Origin of the sequence: Pseudomonas moorei, from assembly GCF_042846945.1 — a bacterium.
Taxonomy (GTDB): domain Bacteria; phylum Pseudomonadota; class Gammaproteobacteria; order Pseudomonadales; family Pseudomonadaceae; genus Aquipseudomonas; species Aquipseudomonas moorei.
In genome coordinates, this window is sequence record NZ_AP035776.1 from 6,257,077 (window position 1) to 6,273,253 (window position 16,177).

At 51.6% G+C, this 16,177-nt stretch carries 15 protein-coding genes and 4 pseudogenes; 16 read left to right on the forward strand and 3 right to left on the reverse strand.

Annotation, left to right across the window (positions count from 1 at the left end; translation table 11 throughout):
* Positions 1-318: 318 nt before the first annotated feature.
* The 3 genes from ACGJAX_RS29170 (at position 319) to ACGJAX_RS29180 (ending at position 2,383) form a co-directional block, all read left to right on the forward strand.
* Positions 319-507 carry a hypothetical protein gene (locus tag ACGJAX_RS29170; RefSeq protein WP_017337097.1) on the forward strand — a complete coding sequence of 63 codons (189 nt, stop codon included), beginning with the start codon at positions 319-321 and terminating at the stop codon, positions 505-507.
* 206 nt (positions 508-713) lie between these two features.
* Entirely contained in the window at positions 714-1,436 is a 723-nt protein-coding gene (locus tag ACGJAX_RS29175) for a TorF family putative porin (protein ID WP_390956995.1), read from the forward strand.
* Between the two features lie 77 nt (positions 1,437-1,513).
* Positions 1,514-2,383, forward strand: coding sequence for a DUF6279 family lipoprotein (locus ACGJAX_RS29180; protein ID WP_390956996.1), 870 nt, complete (start codon positions 1,514-1,516; stop codon positions 2,381-2,383).
* 58 nt (positions 2,384-2,441) lie between these two features.
* Here ACGJAX_RS29180 and ACGJAX_RS29185 read toward each other — a convergent pair whose 3' ends face one another.
* On the reverse strand, positions 2,442-2,831 hold the full coding sequence (locus ACGJAX_RS29185; protein WP_390956997.1) for a transcriptional regulator: 390 nt from the start codon (positions 2,829-2,831) through the stop codon (positions 2,442-2,444).
* Positions 2,832-3,009: 178 nt separating this feature from the next.
* On the opposite strand from ACGJAX_RS29185, the gene ACGJAX_RS29190 reads away from it, so the two are divergent.
* Together ACGJAX_RS29190 and ACGJAX_RS29195 are read left to right on the forward strand one after the other, a co-directional pair.
* A complete protein-coding gene (locus tag ACGJAX_RS29190; RefSeq protein WP_390956998.1) occupies positions 3,010-3,744 on the forward strand; it encodes a DUF899 family protein in 735 nt (244 codons plus the stop codon).
* A 102-nt stretch (positions 3,745-3,846) separates the two neighbouring features.
* A complete protein-coding gene (locus ACGJAX_RS29195; RefSeq protein WP_090324425.1) occupies positions 3,847-4,122 on the forward strand; it encodes a hypothetical protein in 276 nt (91 codons plus the stop codon).
* Between the two features lie 162 nt (positions 4,123-4,284).
* Here ACGJAX_RS29195 and ACGJAX_RS29200 read toward each other — a convergent pair whose 3' ends face one another.
* Positions 4,285-5,625 (reverse strand): DEAD/DEAH box helicase, encoded by a 1,341-nt coding sequence (locus ACGJAX_RS29200; RefSeq protein ID WP_247257918.1) that lies wholly within the window; start codon positions 5,623-5,625, stop codon positions 4,285-4,287.
* Positions 5,626-5,817: 192 nt separating this feature from the next.
* Here ACGJAX_RS29200 and ACGJAX_RS29205 point away from each other — a divergent pair.
* The 8 genes and pseudogenes from ACGJAX_RS29205 to ACGJAX_RS29240 form a co-directional block, all read left to right on the forward strand.
* Positions 5,818-6,521 (forward strand): annotated as a pseudogene (locus tag ACGJAX_RS29205) (mechanosensitive ion channel domain-containing protein); the annotation flags it as partial.
* Positions 6,522-6,642: 121 nt separating this feature from the next.
* Positions 6,643-7,224: pseudogene (locus ACGJAX_RS29210) on the forward strand (DDE-type integrase/transposase/recombinase); the annotation flags it as partial.
* A 603-nt stretch (positions 7,225-7,827) separates the two neighbouring features.
* Positions 7,828-9,255 carry a tyrosine-type recombinase/integrase gene (locus tag ACGJAX_RS29215; protein ID WP_390956999.1) on the forward strand — a complete coding sequence of 476 codons (1,428 nt, stop codon included), beginning with the start codon at positions 7,828-7,830 and terminating at the stop codon, positions 9,253-9,255.
* Positions 9,256-9,257: 2 nt separating this feature from the next.
* Positions 9,258-11,165 carry a hypothetical protein gene (locus ACGJAX_RS29220; RefSeq protein ID WP_390957000.1) on the forward strand — a complete coding sequence of 636 codons (1,908 nt, stop codon included), beginning with the start codon at positions 9,258-9,260 and terminating at the stop codon, positions 11,163-11,165.
* Positions 11,162-13,168: a hypothetical protein gene (locus tag ACGJAX_RS29225; RefSeq protein WP_390957001.1), complete on the forward strand. Its 2,007-nt coding sequence runs from the start codon at positions 11,162-11,164 to the stop codon at positions 13,166-13,168. The genes ACGJAX_RS29220 and ACGJAX_RS29225 overlap by 4 nt, the downstream gene beginning before the upstream one ends.
* Positions 13,169-13,188: 20 nt before the next feature.
* On the forward strand, positions 13,189-13,635 hold the full coding sequence (locus tag ACGJAX_RS29230) for a hypothetical protein (protein ID WP_390957002.1): 447 nt from the start codon (positions 13,189-13,191) through the stop codon (positions 13,633-13,635).
* A 33-nt stretch (positions 13,636-13,668) separates the two neighbouring features.
* The gene (locus ACGJAX_RS29235) at positions 13,669-13,860 is read left to right on the forward strand and encodes an antitoxin Xre/MbcA/ParS toxin-binding domain-containing protein (protein ID WP_390957003.1); all 192 of its coding nucleotides are present in this window, start codon (positions 13,669-13,671) and stop codon (positions 13,858-13,860) included.
* Between the two features lie 30 nt (positions 13,861-13,890).
* Positions 13,891-14,064, forward strand: coding sequence for a hypothetical protein (locus tag ACGJAX_RS29240; RefSeq protein ID WP_390957004.1), 174 nt, complete (start codon positions 13,891-13,893; stop codon positions 14,062-14,064).
* A 73-nt stretch (positions 14,065-14,137) separates the two neighbouring features.
* Here ACGJAX_RS29240 and ACGJAX_RS29245 read toward each other — a convergent pair whose 3' ends face one another.
* Positions 14,138-14,482: a hypothetical protein gene (locus tag ACGJAX_RS29245; protein WP_390957005.1), complete on the reverse strand. Its 345-nt coding sequence runs from the start codon at positions 14,480-14,482 to the stop codon at positions 14,138-14,140.
* A gap of 180 nt (positions 14,483-14,662) precedes the next feature.
* Between ACGJAX_RS29245 and ACGJAX_RS29250 the strand changes: the two are divergent.
* The 3 genes and pseudogenes from ACGJAX_RS29250 to ACGJAX_RS29260 all read left to right on the forward strand — a co-directional run.
* A pseudogene (locus ACGJAX_RS29250) lies at positions 14,663-15,157 on the forward strand (recombinase family protein); the annotation flags it as partial.
* A pseudogene (locus tag ACGJAX_RS29255) lies at positions 15,144-15,564 on the forward strand (plasmid partitioning protein RepB C-terminal domain-containing protein); the annotation flags it as partial. The pseudogenes ACGJAX_RS29250 and ACGJAX_RS29255, both read left to right, overlap by 14 nt.
* Positions 15,565-15,566: 2 nt before the next feature.
* On the forward strand, positions 15,567-15,770 hold the full coding sequence (locus ACGJAX_RS29260; protein WP_390960023.1) for a hypothetical protein: 204 nt from the start codon (positions 15,567-15,569) through the stop codon (positions 15,768-15,770).
* The last annotated feature ends 407 nt before the right edge of the window (positions 15,771-16,177 follow it).

Sequence of the window (16,177 nt, forward strand, 5' to 3'; positions counted from 1 at the left end):
CCCGGTTTTCCCAGGCGCGTTCGGTGCCCAGCCCGATGGTGCAGGAAAATCTCGCTCAAAGCCTTAAAAACCATGGGTTCTGGCGGGTGGCGTGGCCGCTCGTCAGTCCATTCTCGGGATTCGAGCGTCAGTCACTCACAGGCGCAACACCCATTTTTTCGCCCTTGTCTTTAGTTAAAACAGTAGCTTAGTGGATTAATCAAGATAATAACTTGCGCTCGACCTCGCTCTTGCCCGCGGTCCTTCAAGGGATATTTACCAAGCAATTAGCCGGCATTTCCTGTACGATGCCTGGCCAAGTTAATTTTCTACAGGTTAATGGCCGCCATGCGCGTAAAAGCATCCAACAGCAAAGCAAAGCCAGCTCCAGCCGTCGAAACCAGCGAATCAATCAACAATCAGATTGCTGCGTTCCTCAAGTCCGGTGGTGAAATCCAGCAAATTGCCAAAGGCGTCAGCGGCCAGACGTTCGGCCCGTCCAAGCAGATCACCTTGGGCAAAAAGTAAAACCCTCTGCGTCACCTGGTCCACGAGCGCTTTGAGCTTCGAAGCGCTTGGACTGGAACCCTGAAACACCCTCCTTGCCTACCACTGATCTCGTATAAATCGACGAACGGCCATCGACGCCAATCATTCGCCGGTATCCTTGCACGCGTCTGGATCAAGCGTTTCAGCAGGCCATCAGCCTGCGCTCGCTGCTCATGGAGTGACGCATGCTCAAAACCTCCCGTCCTTTGTTACTGCTCGGCAGCCTCCTGGTCTGCTCGCTGGCTCATGCGCAAGTCTTTCAGCGCGAGCTGGGTGATTTCGACCTCAAGCTGGGCACCAACCCGACTCGCAGCATGGCTCAGGGACTGGTGAAAACATCGGCCGTCGGCTCGTTCCACGGCGGCCTGGACCTGACTCATGACAGCGGCTTCTATGTGGGGCAGTGGTCGCCAAGCATGGGAATAAGCCCCGGGAAAAATCTCGAAGTCGATTCCTACGCAGGGTTTAAACACCCCTTTGACCAAACCCTCGGCTATGAAGTAGGCGTCATTCATTACAGCTACCCCGAAGTGGACACCCTCGACAGCCACGAACTGTTCGGTGGCCTGACCCTGCTCGGCAGCCGTTTCGGTGCTGCGTTCAGCAACGACCCGGATAAACAGAACGGCACCCTGTTCGCCGACTTGGGCGGCAATCAACCCTTCGGCATCGGGGTCAGCCTCAAATACACCACCCATCAGTTGAATACTCCGGTCGCGGTGGACGGTGGCTATGTGGGCAGTTTCACCGATTGGTCGCTGAAACTGTCCCGTCCGTTCATGGGCATCGACCTTGATCTGATCTATAGCGACTCCAGCCTCAGCGGCAGCAATTGCTCAGCCTACTCCGGGCACAACAGCCAGTGCGACGGACTGGTCACGCTTAAGGCAGAGCGCAGCTTCTATTGATCAGCTGAACTGCCGGGCTCAACCTGCGTTCACATGAGTATCAGCCCGGTAAGCCGGGTTTTCGCAAGGAAGGGTCCATGTCGCGCTGGTTAATACGCATCGCCGTTGTGCTGACCGTCACCCTCGCGCTTGGCGGGTGCAGTCGCATGGGCCTTGCTTACCGAAATCTCGACATCATCATTCCATGGTCGCTCAGCGACTATCTGGACATGAACATTGAGCAAAAAAGCTGGCTCAACGAACGCCTCAGGGAACACCTCAGCTGGCATTGCTCCACGCAAATACCCGGTTACCTCGATTGGCTGGATCGCTTGCAGGCAATGGTCGAAACCAATCAAGTCACGGATGCGGCGCTGCAGGCCCGCACGGAGGAGGCCAAACAGGCAATCGCCGAGACCGCACGGGAGATCACCCCCTCGGCCATCGAGTTGCTGCAAGGCCTGAATGACAAACAGGTCGCGGAAATGAACGAAGCTTTCGCCAAGGACCTGCGCAAACACCAGGAGCAATATTTGAAACCGTCCCTTGATCAGCAGATCAAGGAGCGCGGCGAGCGCATGGAAAAACGCTTGCGAGACTGGCTTGGCCCCCTCAATCCATCCCAGCAACAGCGCGTCGTTGCCTGGTCCACCAGCCTGGGCGACCAGAACACGCAATGGATCGCCAACCGTGCCCATTGGCAGAAACAGTTCAGTGAGGCCGTGGCGCAACGTCAGAGCCCACAATTCCCACAACAAATCGAGACGCTTCTGGTCAATCGCGAGAGTTTGTGGACACCGCAATACCGCGAGGCCTTCGCCAACACCGAAGCCCAGGCGCGTTCGCTATTTGTGGATTTGATGGCAGAGAGCACGCCGGAACAACGTCAACGCTTGCTGAAGAAAATGGAGGGCGTGCGCAAGGATTTCAGCGATTTGAAATGCCTGAAGGCGGTAAAACAGGGGTAACAGCGGTAAATGAATCGCAGCCTCGGGCAACGCCTGCAAAAGGCTGCGATCGTGGTTTTCAGGCAATCTGCGCCTTCGCCGCCACTGCATCAAACGTCTCGACAGCCAGCGCATCTTCCTGTTCATCCAGCACCTGGCGTGGATGGTCATTGCCCGGAATGCTGCTGTCGATCAGGCTCAACAGGCTTGAGCCACGGGGCGTCAAAATGTAATTGGAACCGCTGCCGCCCTGATCCTCGGGCCGAGGCTCAATGTAGCCACGCTCCAGCAGCAACTTTTCGTACTCGCCAGCCACCGCTTTCAGGTGATCCAGGTTTTCAGTCTGCTCGCCTTCCGCTGCCTTCTGCGTCGCGTACTGCTCGGCATAGGGTCGCGGGGTGAAACTGCTCGCACCGTTTTGCACCTCGTGCAGCAAACGCTCAATCAAATCCCAGTTATAAGTCGTCATCCTGATTCAACCTCCGGTGCCCGTGAGTGAGAGGGCCTTCATAGGTTGTGACCGGCCTGAACGGCAGCCGTTCAGCCGGGGTTTCGAACAGCACCGACCGGCGGTATGTCGAATTGGGCAGGGATCAAGCGACTAAGCTGTGTCAGTCAACTCCAAGCATCGCGCAGGAGAAAACCCCATGAACATTCAGAATCATCCCGTCGTGTCCCGGGAAGAATGGCTGGTCGCCCGCAAACAACATTTGGCCCACGAAAAAGCCTTCACCAGGGAGCGGGACAAACTCAGCGCCGAACGCCGCGCCCTGCCTTGGGTGAAAGTCGACAAGGACTATCGCTTTCAGGGACCAGGTGGCGAATTGAATCTGGCTGATCTGTTCGGCGGGCGCAGTCAGTTGGTCATTTACCACTTCATGTTCGCCGAAGGCTGGGACGAAGGTTGCCCCGGTTGCTCGTTTCTCTCCGATCACATCGACGGTGCCAACCAGCACCTGGCCCACCACGACATCGCGCTGGTGGCCGTCTCCCATGCGCCCTTCGCCGAGTTCCAGGCATTCAAGCGTCGCATGGGCTGGAAATTCGACTGGGTATCGTCGGCCGGCAGCGATTTCAATTATGACTTTGGCGTCAGTGCCCGAGCCGAAGAGGTCGCCGCCGGAACGGCTACGTACAACTACGAAAAAACCGACGGTTCCGAGGAAGAACTCCCGGGACTCAGTGTTTTTTATCGCAATGAGGCCGGAGAAATTTTCCACACCTATTCCACCTACGCCCGAGGCCTGGACATGCTGGTCGGCGCCTACAACTACCTCGATCTGACGCCCAAGGGCAGGAATGAAGAGGAAATCATGGAATGGGTGCGGCATCACGACCGGTACGCGGAAGGGGCGAAGTCGAGCTGCTGCCACGCAGACTAACCTCCAGCGACAGAGGCGCGGCCATCACCTGTCACTGAACTTTTGCCATGGGGCAGCGCTCAACCGGGTAACCCGCCTTAACCGGAACCGAGGCCTGCCACCATGAAAACACTGCTTAAGCTCACCCTCGCCGGCGCTTTGACCTGTGCCCTGCCCGCTTGGGCCTGCACGCCCGAAGAGGCCACCGCCAAACGCGAACAACTGGCACAGGAAGTGGCCAGGCTCACAGAGCAGAACCCGACCAAGGCCAAGGAGATCAATGCCGAGTTGCAGAAGATGGACCTTGGGACTGCGTCCAAGGATTTGCCGGACAAGTGCCAGTTGATCGACCAGCGCTTGAAGGAACTGGGATCGGCGGAGAAAAAGACCGAGGGTTGAAACGGCAGGCGGCTTGCTGGCGATCTCCCACCCGGCGTGACGGGTCAAGGGGTCGACTTCGCCTGCAAGCCAGTGATCAAAAGGTCCGTATAGCAGCAACTATTGGCAGGCATAAAAAAACCGGACCTGAGTCCGGTTTTTTTATGGGATCGCTACGGCGTTTTATTCAGCAGCCGGCGCTTCCGGTTTGCGACGCTTGAGCGGGGCCATGCCATCCTTGCTGACCAGGGAATCGCTCTTCGGCCGGTTGGCGCTCTTGCGCTTGGTCGGGGTCTTGGCGGCGACTTTTTTCTTGTCGCCCTTGGCGTCAGTCTTTTTCTTTTTCACGCCAACGGCTTTGCCCGAGGCCTTGACCTTTTTCGGTCCGCCGTAGGTGCCTTTGACTTCCTTGATGGTGCGACGCTCGAAGCTCTGCTTGAGGTAGCGCTCGATGCTCGACATCAGGTTCCAGTCGCCGTGGCAGATCAGCGAGATGGCCAGGCCATCGTTGCCGGCGCGACCGGTACGACCGATGCGGTGCACGTACTCATCGCCGCTGCGTGGCATGTCGAAGTTGATCACCAGGTCCAGGCCGTCCACGTCCAGGCCGCGAGCGGCAACGTCGGTCGCCACGAGGATTTTCACCCCGCCCTGCTTCAGGCGGTCGATCGCCAGTTTGCGATCCTTCTGGTCTTTCTCGCCGTGCAACACGAACGCCTTGTACTCCTGAGCCACCAGGCGACCGTAGATGCGGTCGGCCATGGCCCGGGTGTTGGTGAACACGATGGCCTTCTGGTAGGTCTCGTTGGCCAGCAGCCAATTGACGATCTGTTCTTTGTGCTGGTTGTGGTCGGCAGTGATGATTTGCTGACGAGTGGTCTCGTTCAGCTGGCTGACCGCATTGAGCTGCAAGTGCTCAGGGTTGTTCAGCACCTTGGCGACCATCTCGCGCAGGCCCGAACCACCGGTAGTGGCGGAGAACAGCATGGTCTGCTGACGGTTGGTGCACTCGTCCACCAAGCGCTGAACGTCGTCGGCAAAGCCCATGTCGAGCATGCGGTCGGCTTCGTCAAGCACCAGCACTTCGACTTCTTTCAAGTCGAGGTTCCCGGCGTTCAGTTGCTCGATCATCCGGCCCGGCGTACCGATCAGGATGTCCGGCACCTTGCGCAGCATGGCGGCCTGAACCTTGAAGTCCTCACCGCCGGTGATCAGGCCAGACTTGATGAAGGTGAACTGCGAGAAGCGTTCGACTTCTTTCAAGGTCTGCTGAGCCAGCTCACGGGTCGGCAGCAGGATCAGGGTCTTGATGCTGACGCGGATCTTGGCCGGACCGATCAGGCGGTTGAGGATCGGCAAGACGAATGCAGCGGTCTTGCCGCTACCGGTTTGCGCTGTCACCCGCAGGTCACGCCCCTGGAGCGCCAGCGGAATGGCCGCTGCTTGCACAGGCGTTGGCTCGACAAATTTCAGCTCGGCCACGGCTTTGAGCAGGCGTTCGTGCAGGGCGAATTGGGAAAACACGGGTGCTACCTCGAAGATATGCAAAAAAACAGCTGCATAGGGTACCGGTTTCGAGCGCTCAGGCCGAGTTTCTTTATGCAAACGACAGCAAACAGTGGCTTTTTTGTTGCCTGATTTGTCCCTGAGCGTAATACAAAGCGTCTTAAATGCTTTAATCGCCCCGTCGCTTCCTATAGAAGAATCGTTTCACCCATGGATATCAAACAGCTCTGGCTCAACGCCCAAGACCTTTGGGGCACTCTCGATCAGCATCCGCTCCTGCATTCCAGTCTGGCGCTGGCAGTGCTGTTGGTGATCGCCCTGGTACTCGGACGAGTGGCACGCTATCTGATACTGCATGCCAGCCGCATGCTCGGTCGCCAGCCGGCCTGCACTGGATCAACGACTTTCGCCACAACAAAGTGTTTCAACGCCTGGCGCAAATCACCCCGTCGCTGGTGATCCAGTTCGGCCTGCACCTGGTGCCGGATCTGAGCAAAACGGCGATGGTTTTCCTCGGCAACGTCGCACTGGCCTTCACCATCCTGTTCCTGCTGCTGGCCATCGCAGCGTTGCTCAATGCCCTGCTGGACATCTATGCCCGCACCGAGCACGCCCGCACCCGCTCGATCAAAGGTTATGTGCAACTGACGAAAATGGTCTTGTACGTGTTTGGCGCGATCATCATCGTCGCCACGCTGATCGATCGTTCGCCGCTGTTGCTGCTGTCGGGTCTGGGTGCAATGTCGGCGGTGATCCTGTTGGTCTACAAGGACACCCTGCTGTCATTCGTCGCCAGTGTGCAGCTGACCAGCAACGACATGCTGCGCGTCGGCGACTGGATCGAGATGCCGCAGGTCGGCGCCGATGGCGATGTGGTGGACATCACGCTGCACACGGTCAAGGTGCAGAATTACGCGTGACCTTTGCCCAAAACACGCATCGTGTGACCTCACAGCAAAAATGGACAGCCGAGGAGAGCGATACCGAGGAATCGACAACCCTGCTCTCCCAATACCAGTCCGAATCCAGCTCCTCCATGGACACCGACGTCAGCACATCGCCCGATTCGCAATTCTCCCCGTTCCCAACCGCTTGACGATCCCTGCCTACCCTCCCTTCAATCTCCCCCTCGGTGTATATGTAGACATCTGGGCTCAAGGGAAATGGCATCACTTGGCCGTCGTTCTGGATCTTTCCGCGCGCCAAATTGTGGGCTTGGCGCTGTCGAACAAGCCAGATGCCGAGTTGGTGATCAAGGGGTTGGACGAGGCTTATGTACAGCGTGGAAGGTCTCAAGGGCTGCTGTTTCACTCGGACCAGGGCTCGCCCAATATTGCAGTCGCCAGTTTCGCCAACGGCTTTGGCGTTACCGAATGCGCCAAAGCATGAGCCGTCGTGGAAACTGTTGGGATAATGTGCCGATGGAGCGCGTATTTCGTAGCCTGAAAAATGAATGAATACTGACCGTGGGCTATATGACGGCTCAAGAAGCGCACCGAAACATAAGTCATTACCGGATGCATCGATACAACTGGATTCGACCGCACCAATTCAACTATGGGCTGGCCCCAACTCAGGCCGCGTAAAAAACTTAACGTCGCGTCCGAAATCAGTTGACCACTACAACCATCCCTTGCCAAGTCTCGCTCATTCAAGCTTATCGATTGATACGCAGTTGGACACCAGGTCTGAGCCTCGACAAACCACCTCGATCTACTCGGAGTTCTCCACCCTCATTAATATGCCACTTCGTCACCCGTCCTAATAGAGCGGGCGTTGACAGATCCTATTCAAATCTCGAACGCAACACGCAATCTTAAGATGCCGTCAATTCCAAAATACGTCAGTTTTTACGCCACAATCCAAAATCAATATATGACAAACCCGTCAATTCTAACTACGCAGGGATCCCTGTATTTCTTGTAATTTAATAACCAAATTCGCACCTAAATAAATAATTATGCGGGGATAAGCCTCACCCACCAAAAAAAAACCTGCTCACCAATATATGACAAAAACAACTACCGCTCGTCGGGATGGCGCGACAACGGCTGGTGAGTTGAATACGATGGACACAACTAACGGACAACGGGGCCAATAACAAAGACCGAGACCCACCCACCTTCAATTCTTGATCTTCACTAACACAAGTTGCATTTCAAGACAGCTGATGAAAACCAGTTGAGAAATCCTTTTTTGACAAATTTTGGGAAAGTGCTAATGCTTTTGAAGCCCCCCGCTGCCACTGAAAAAGTTAGCCAGAGCGATAACACAAATATCGCAACAGTATTCAGAGCACAAAAATTATTCAACGTTGACCTATTCAAACGTTGCGGCGAGTCTGAGGCGCGAGGCTGGGTTCAACCAAGTGAGCATGGCGGAACTCGTTATCCTGTGACTTGCATTGATCATACAGTTCAAGTTATACGATCCCAGCCTGTCATTCTTAGTCCTGATGGCTCGATATGGAAGGAGGGAACACTTTTCCTGTTGCGCCTGGCTCTTGATGATGATTCAAAAGACCCAGAAACCCTGCTAGCCATGGCGGGACACCTGGCAGACTTCATGACCACGCTAGCTAGTGAAGGCCGGCATTTTCTCGACTTTAGCGGGTATCGCTTCGAGCGACCAACTTACATCTACAAAGAGAAATTCAATCTACCAACAAAAAAACTTTTGATCTCCGAAGCAACTGCAAACGCAAAAATACGGACAATGATAACGTTCTATAAGGACTTGATGGAGAATAGAAACTTCACTCCTGAACAGCCCCCATGGAAAACCAAGAAGTCCACGATAAAGTTTGAAGATGCTTATGGATATGAGCGCACCAAGTACATTACGCACACGGATTTAACTTTCCCCGCGACCCGACCCAACTCCACGGGCGAGTACATAATTGATGGTGGAAAGCTGATACCGCTGAGTAAGAAAGAACAACTGGCACTGCTCCAAGCCTTAATAAAAACCGGGCATCCCGAAATGCTCTTGATTTTTACGATTGCTTTGGTGACGGGGATGCGCATTCAAACCATATTAACGCTTCGAGTTTCATCAATTCAACCAAGCGAATCTAATAGCTTCGATCTTGTACCAGTGCGCGCGGGGAGAGGCTCACTGGTTGACGCGAAGCACGACAAACCTCAGACCATCATGATGCCAAAATGGTTACACCATAAGTTGAGCATTTATATCAATTCCGATCGCTATTTACATCGAGCAGCGTTAGCCCCTGAGCAACCTGAGGGCGCGCAGTATATTTTTTTGAGCAAGACTGGCACCCCTTACTATGTTGCGAAAAGCGATAGAGGCAGGTTCGAAAGCAACGAGAAAGGCTCATATGTACGTAGCTTCATTTCAAAATACTTGAAACCTTTAATGCAAGAATTGGAGTGTGACGTGGACTTTAGTTTTCACGACCTTCGTGCAACCTTTGGAATGAATTTGGTAGAGGAACGACGCGAAATGCTTAACCGAGGGCAGATCAACTATATGCAATTGATTGATTATGTACGCAAGCGCATGAATCACAGCAACTCAAAAACAACCCAAGCTTACCTAAACTTCCAGCAAAATAAAGACATTATTTACCAAGCAGATAAGGAGTACCAGCAGCACATCATAGACATGTGCAACAACGAGATTTAAACATGCGCAACCTAGATAATATTTCAACCATTGATTTACATATCGATACCCAACAGCCAAAAAAATATGGTGTGCGCACCTCGGTTTACCTGCAGGCGCTGTTGAAGTCCAATGTTCTAGAGAACATCGTAGTTCGCTCGGCGCATCGAAAACACCATGACGTTGGTGCCTGGTGCTTCACAGGTAAAAAAAGCGTGCGCTTGCCTAAAACTGTGGAGGTATCACTCCATAGACCAGAGCGGGCGAAGCCTATTCAAAATTTGGTAAGTGAAGTAATTACGATGGCATGTTCAGATAAAACTGCTGCCGGAGCCGGTTCAAAACTTGCTGACTTTGCGTTGATTGTCAACTTCTGCAACAACAGTGATCTTATAGGCTTCCTTGAGTCGCCAGAAAGCTATCAGTGTGCATTACAAGCATTCACTACACACCTCAAAGAAAGCAACCGAAAGGAAGTTACACAAGCGAAACTTCAATCGGTGGCGATAGAGTGTGGCTCGTATCTTTTTCCGGAATCAAAAATTGATTTTAGTGCAGGCATCGAACGAATTCAGTCCATCACGGATAAATCTTCGTCTACAAAGCCGCCTCCAGAGGCTCCGGTCAAGCGGTTTGTCAATGTTTTCACAAGCGTGTTCAATGAACTGTCTGATTTCACTCTAAGCAAACATCTTTTTCCGCATGCTATAAAGATCGACAACGAACGGGCAGTTCTTACTACGGAGGCTTATCCATTCCTTACCGACAGCGTTGTAACGAACAAAGTTCGCAGCGGGCACATAAGCCGATACGTCGACTACGAAACCGGAAAATGCAAGCTTTGGTCTGAAGTCCACAAAGAGAATCCGAATGCAAACTATAAAAACTATCAATCCTTTGCTTATAAATCTGCTAACCGTCTCGCGGAGGGCAATTCTGATCTGTACTGCCAAAGAATGGTTCGACTGCACAAGTTAGCGCATGACAGCTTCGTAGCACTTTTCGCACTCAATAGCGGGGAGAATGAGTCAACCATTATATCCACCCCTTGGAATGGCGCTTACGAGATTTCGAAGGGGAGCATAGGCACACGTATTATCAGCATCAAGCAGAGAGGAGGAGTGCAACCCATCACCTTTACCGTAGCTGCGCCATTCGTCAAGCATTTCAAAAAATTCATTGAACTACGCAAGCACATTCTTAACGGGCATCAATTCGACAAATTATTTATTGGATTCGATTACCGAACGATCTCCGAGTTCCGTCAACTTGATGAAAACCTGCTTAGAAATCTTTGTGTGCAAATGCAGGCTATGGTTGACCCAGCATTTCCGATGTTGAGCTATAAAAAGCTTAGGGCGTATAAAGATTCATGGCTGGTAAAAAACTACGACCAAGATACAGCAGCTGCTCTTTTACATCATTCAGATAAAACTCAGCGAGCAAGCTACACAAACGTTGAAGAAAAAGAGGCGATAGACCGAATAGTTGAGGCAGTTAGAAAAATAGTCAACATGCTCGATAGTGCAGAGCACCTCAGAGTCCCATCAGGTTTATGCAGCGGCGCAAAACCAACAAGCGCAGTTTCAATTCCGCCTGGCTATGAACCAGACTGCAAAAATAGCCGAGGATGCCTTTTTTGCAATGAATTTCGCGTGACACCTGAGCCTGAGAGTATCCACAAACTTTACAGCCTGGAATATGTCATCAAGAAATTCCTAGGAACCTGTAACGACCTTGATCATTTCAACCTTATACATCAGCCTGCGCTAGAAATCATCGAGAAACTTTTGAACAGAATTCACGAAATTAACCCAACAGCTATAGCTGACTCGAAAATCATCCGGAAGCGCGTTTATGACGAGCGTGAACTCACCGAGTACTGGACGAAATACCTTGAACGCTTCATCAAAATTGGAGCCATCCGATGACACCAACAAAAGACACTGCAAAGGTCAACACACGACTTCCTATTATGAGGGACGAGGCCCCTTTACTAACTAAACCGGCAGTCGCCAAACCTCAGGTTTATTATGGAATGTCTTTCGACAATATATCTAAAGACTTGATTCTGTCGATTGATGAGCACGGACAGCCTTTGTCGAAGCTAAGTGATCTTATTTGGGAGATGACCCAATTCAAACTCGTCATCACTGACAACATCACATATTCTTTTTCCGGATTGAAGTGCAATAAAACTACAAACAGTGAAAACATTTTCCTGGTTCAGATTTTTTTTCTGATGCGTATGTTCTCTAACAAGGGAGCTACCAAGACACTTCGTGCTAGCAGTCAGTTTGGTGGGCTTTACTCACTATTATATTTATGCAGATATGCCGATGATCATGACATTCTGATTCGCGATCTTGTACACAGACCGGATCTATACAAACCTATGCTGGCAAGCATGGCTCATGCGCGCGCGAGCGTTTTGTGGCAAATTTTAAGGATATTCAATATCACCAAATGCCCAAACCACTGGTTTTTGATACCAAACGCTTTCATGAAGGCGCTGAAAAATGTTTACAGGGGCACGTCGCATAAGAGTAAAAAACAACACCCAGTAATCCCTCCTCGGATCTTGAACCTTCGCTGGGGTCACTATCATGAAGTCTTAGAAGACTTCAAACAACACCGCACCCAGCTGACTGAGTTTCTCCAACTAGCCGCGAGCAATCGCCTCTACGCAAGAGGCACACATTCTCAGTACATGATCAAGAAACTCAATGAGGTTAGCCAAGATGCAGCAGGCGAGCCTGACTTCGATGAAGCCGCAAGAATGCATGGTCTCGATCATTTATTCCGAAAATATAAAATTCTGGATGTCTCGTTTGCCCCATCATTTTTAGGGATGGCGCAATATTGCGCTAAGGCTTTAGTGCATATTTTGACGTTTATGCGCAGCGGCGAGGCATTATTACTTGAGCATGAATGCCTTGAAAAGGCGACCGGCTGGTGCGAAGAAGGTGTTTATGTAGTTGGAATTTCAACCAAGTCGACTGGAAGAGCTGTTGACACCAGATGGATCACAACTGAGCATATTCAGACTCCTCTTCAAACACTTGTTGAAATCTATGAGATCATTCACCCTTACTTGCCAAACGAACACAAAGGCATAAAAAATTTTTTTATTGCGCCGACTCACATCCCGATTACCAAACGAAAGGAGCCTGTCTTATTCAATAAATGTATTTCTTTTAAATATGAAACTCGTTTACCACCGATCCCCATCGAAGAAGAAGATCTTTTCTGCCTAGAGCTAATCGACCCTAGCCGGGACTGGCGCTCCGAAAAGAAATTTCAGATCGGTAAACCTTGGAGTTTCACTACTCACCAGTTTCGACGCACTATGACAGTCTACTGCGCCGAAGACGATCTTATGGACATAGCCCCCCTCAAAAGAGTGCTAGGTCATTTGTCAGGAAAAACCTCTGAACACTACCAAAAAGGCTGTTCAGCCGGGCTCATGAAAATGAGTGAGTGGTCACCTGAAATGGTAGCTGAATTCAAAGAAGCTGCTCTTGATGCGAGCAACGCTATTTATATCAGAGATATACTCTATTCCGAAGAAAAGCTGCACGGAGTTGAAGGTCGGAGGATTCAAAACGATAAAGATAAACAAGCGATCGTCCTAGAGGAAACTATTGATCAACTGCTTATTCGAAAGAAGAAGGGATTGATCGCTTGCGCAACAACTCCTGTGGGGTTGTGCCTTTCGATTCAGCCATGCGAGAAGCGAGCACATGCCGACTTCTCTACTTGTGATGGATGCAGCGAGTCAGTAATCAAACTTAGCAAGCTCGACTACACGATTGAAGTTCTGCGCTTCGATCTGGAAACGCTTGACCCTGGATCTGTCGAATATCGTATGGATGCACAAAACCTCCAGGACTTGGAAAAAATGCGCGACCGCTTGGTTGCGAAAGCGGACTGATTAAACATTGCGAGCAAGATATGACAAACACCCAATTGACTAAAGGCGACGGTACCCGTTCGGACAGTGTTTTTCAGTATTTCGAGGCGTTGCAGCGGCTGGTGGAAGGAAGACCTGCCCGCGTTCCGATTGGGACAGCAATCACCCTCAATGCTGTTGCTTTAGAGGCGGGAAAAAGTGCCGGGAGCATCAAAAAACAACGCCCCGTCTATCACGAGCTTATCAAGGAGGTAATGCGATTTGCCGCCGAACAGAAGCTGCGTGCTCAACCGAAGAAGCTGGTAAATGAATCCATTCGACGTTGGAAGGAGGAAGCTGAGTGTTGGAAAAAGCTCTACCATCAGTCACTGGCACGAGAAGTGATGCTTTTACATCAATTGGACGAAGCGGAACATCTCTTGCGAAATGATGAAAATGTATATCCGTTTCCATCCAAAAGTGTCAGATACGAACTTAGTGAGGAGTGAACGGATGCGAGCAATCCCCACGAGGGCCCGAATGTGAATTACGTTGAGCTGATCCAACGCCAAGCCGAACAGGTCTTTGGCAACAAAGAAAAAGCCGACATCTGGCTGACCCAACCAAAAATCGCCTTCGGTGGTCGCACACCATTGGAGGTCGCTCTCACTGAAGCGGGCTACGAACTCGTAAAGGCTGAGCTTGAAAAACTCAGTCACGGATTCGCTTGCTGACATCACCCTCCTCCAAGCCCAGGACTCAACATGATTGTTTTTGATCTCAACACAAACAATGCCGAAGCCTTGCTCAGGCACGTTGAAGAGTTCAGGCCGGCGTCAGACGACGCCAGAGAGGACTCGCGACTGCGAGAGGCGCTTCTCGAATTGAAGGAAACCCTCGTACAGCATCTAAAAGATTCGGGCGCTCAGGCCGTATAAAACGCTACTGGTGATCTCCATGGATCTTACCCGAATGTAGGCAAGTCGACGCGAATGTAGGGAATGCTTCTTATCAATCCCTAATCGCTAGACAATAATCTATTCCCTCGATTGCCATTTGAAGCTTCAGCCTGAGCGTTGGTAACTCTGAAGCATTCAGCGCGTGTGGTCGCCCCGCCATCCCGAGAAAAGAAGCCAACGCACGGTCTGAATGCTTAACCAACGCAACCAAGTGCTCACCTCTTGGGCCGCTGCTGCCTGCCATCCAGTTCTTGACTGTCCTATCATTTGCGTTCGTCCAGCGCATCAGCGTTTTGGTGGCTTGGTGTGTTTCTCCGAGCTCCATATGAAGCGCCTTGGCGATGCCGGCTGCGTACTCTTTTTGAGCCAGAAAAGAATTGCCCGTTTTCGTGAACATTTTTCCCTTCCTGATCTTCTACCTTCTTTAGAGCTAAATCGAAAAACGCGGTATCCCATCACGTCTGGCGACGCCTTAGTGGCCGCGAGAAAGTTGAGGATGTTGTCGATGCAGAATCTAATTGGTGTGGGTAATACACTCAATGAACCGAGCACGGCCTTGGCAGCGGCGTACGTTCGGATGTCCACTGAGCATCAGCAATACTCGACCGAGAATCAGCTCGACACCATTCGCCTCTACGCAGTTACCCATGATCTTGAGATCAGCAAGGTTTACACCGATGCGGGTAAGAGCGGCCTGCGCCTAGAGGGTCGCGATGCCTTGAAGCAACTGTTTTTCGATGTGGAAAGCGGTCGTGCGGAGTACTCCACTGTTCTGGTCTATGACGTCAGTCGCTGGGGGCGCTTCCAGGATCCGGACGTCAGCGCGAGCTATGAGGTTCGCTGCCGCCAAGCCGGAGTCTCCGTTCAATACTGTGCAGAGCAATTCACTAACGACGGATCGCCTGTCTCCAACATCGTTAAGAGCGTGAAGCGGATGATGGCAGGCGAGTACAGCCGTGAACTGTCAGTGAAAGTTTTTGCAGGGCAGTCGCGACTTATCGAATTGGGATACCGCCAAGGTGGCCCAGCAGGGTTTGGCCTCCGGCGGCAGTTGGTAGATAGTCACGGCTCGGGGATATACCTGCCCGCAGATAGCTGAAAAAACCTGTTTGGACTCAGGCTACATACACGGAATTCTTCTGCTATTGCGCCAGGGAGAAGAGCGTCTAATCGCTGCGGTCGAGAAGGGTTGGCTATCCATAAAATTGGCGATGGAAATTGCTCGATCTAAGGATGTTGATCTCCAAAAGGCCATGATGGAAGCCTACGAAAACGGAGTACTCAAAGGCGAGCAGTTAATGCGGGTTCGTCGCCTTATTGATAAAAGGAAAACCTTTGGCAAGCGCTACGGACAGCAAGCGCCACGCACTGAAAAGCCGACACCTCAAAAGCTTCTGCATGCCTATCAGGTAGATAGTTCGACGCCAAAAAGTGATGATCAAAAAGTCGGATATTAACGAGCAACGGCTGCTAATCATTGAATCGCAGACCTGCTCCCTTCCCTACTCTTCAAGATCAATCAAAATCAATTGGCTCTCGAAGCAGCAATCATGGAGCTCACACTATGGGTCGAGCAACGAGGATCGGCGGAGGTCGCCGGAAACGTTCGCGGTGCACTGGCAGCTATCGATAGAAACGAAGAGTTCATCAACATGACGCTCGCGGTGCTCATGACGCCGGAGTGAGTAGCTCGATAAGAGTCGTTGAAATGCTCGATCAGGCTTCATACGTCCCTGAGCATTTGATCCACTTGTCTCGAAACGCCAAGCATTTGATACCTTCTAGAGAGGGGAAATGCCCTTTAGCACAGTCATGGATCCTTGATCCGTAAGTACGTTTTGAAGGCGCTCCAGGTTCAGTTGCTGACACTCAACCTCGGCGTCTTCTCGGGCCTGATAGGTAGTCGTCAGACGTAGCTTCTCTTCGTTGTCATAAATGTTGAATTCTATGGGCGCAGTCTCACAGTGGAAACGCGCTCCGTTACGCATTGATCCCGTTTCTTTTGGGATTGCAGGGACAACAACGAATCTCGAATTCATCTTTAATCCCTCTTCTAGTCCCCCTAACTATTAGCGGCTTAACGCCATCACAT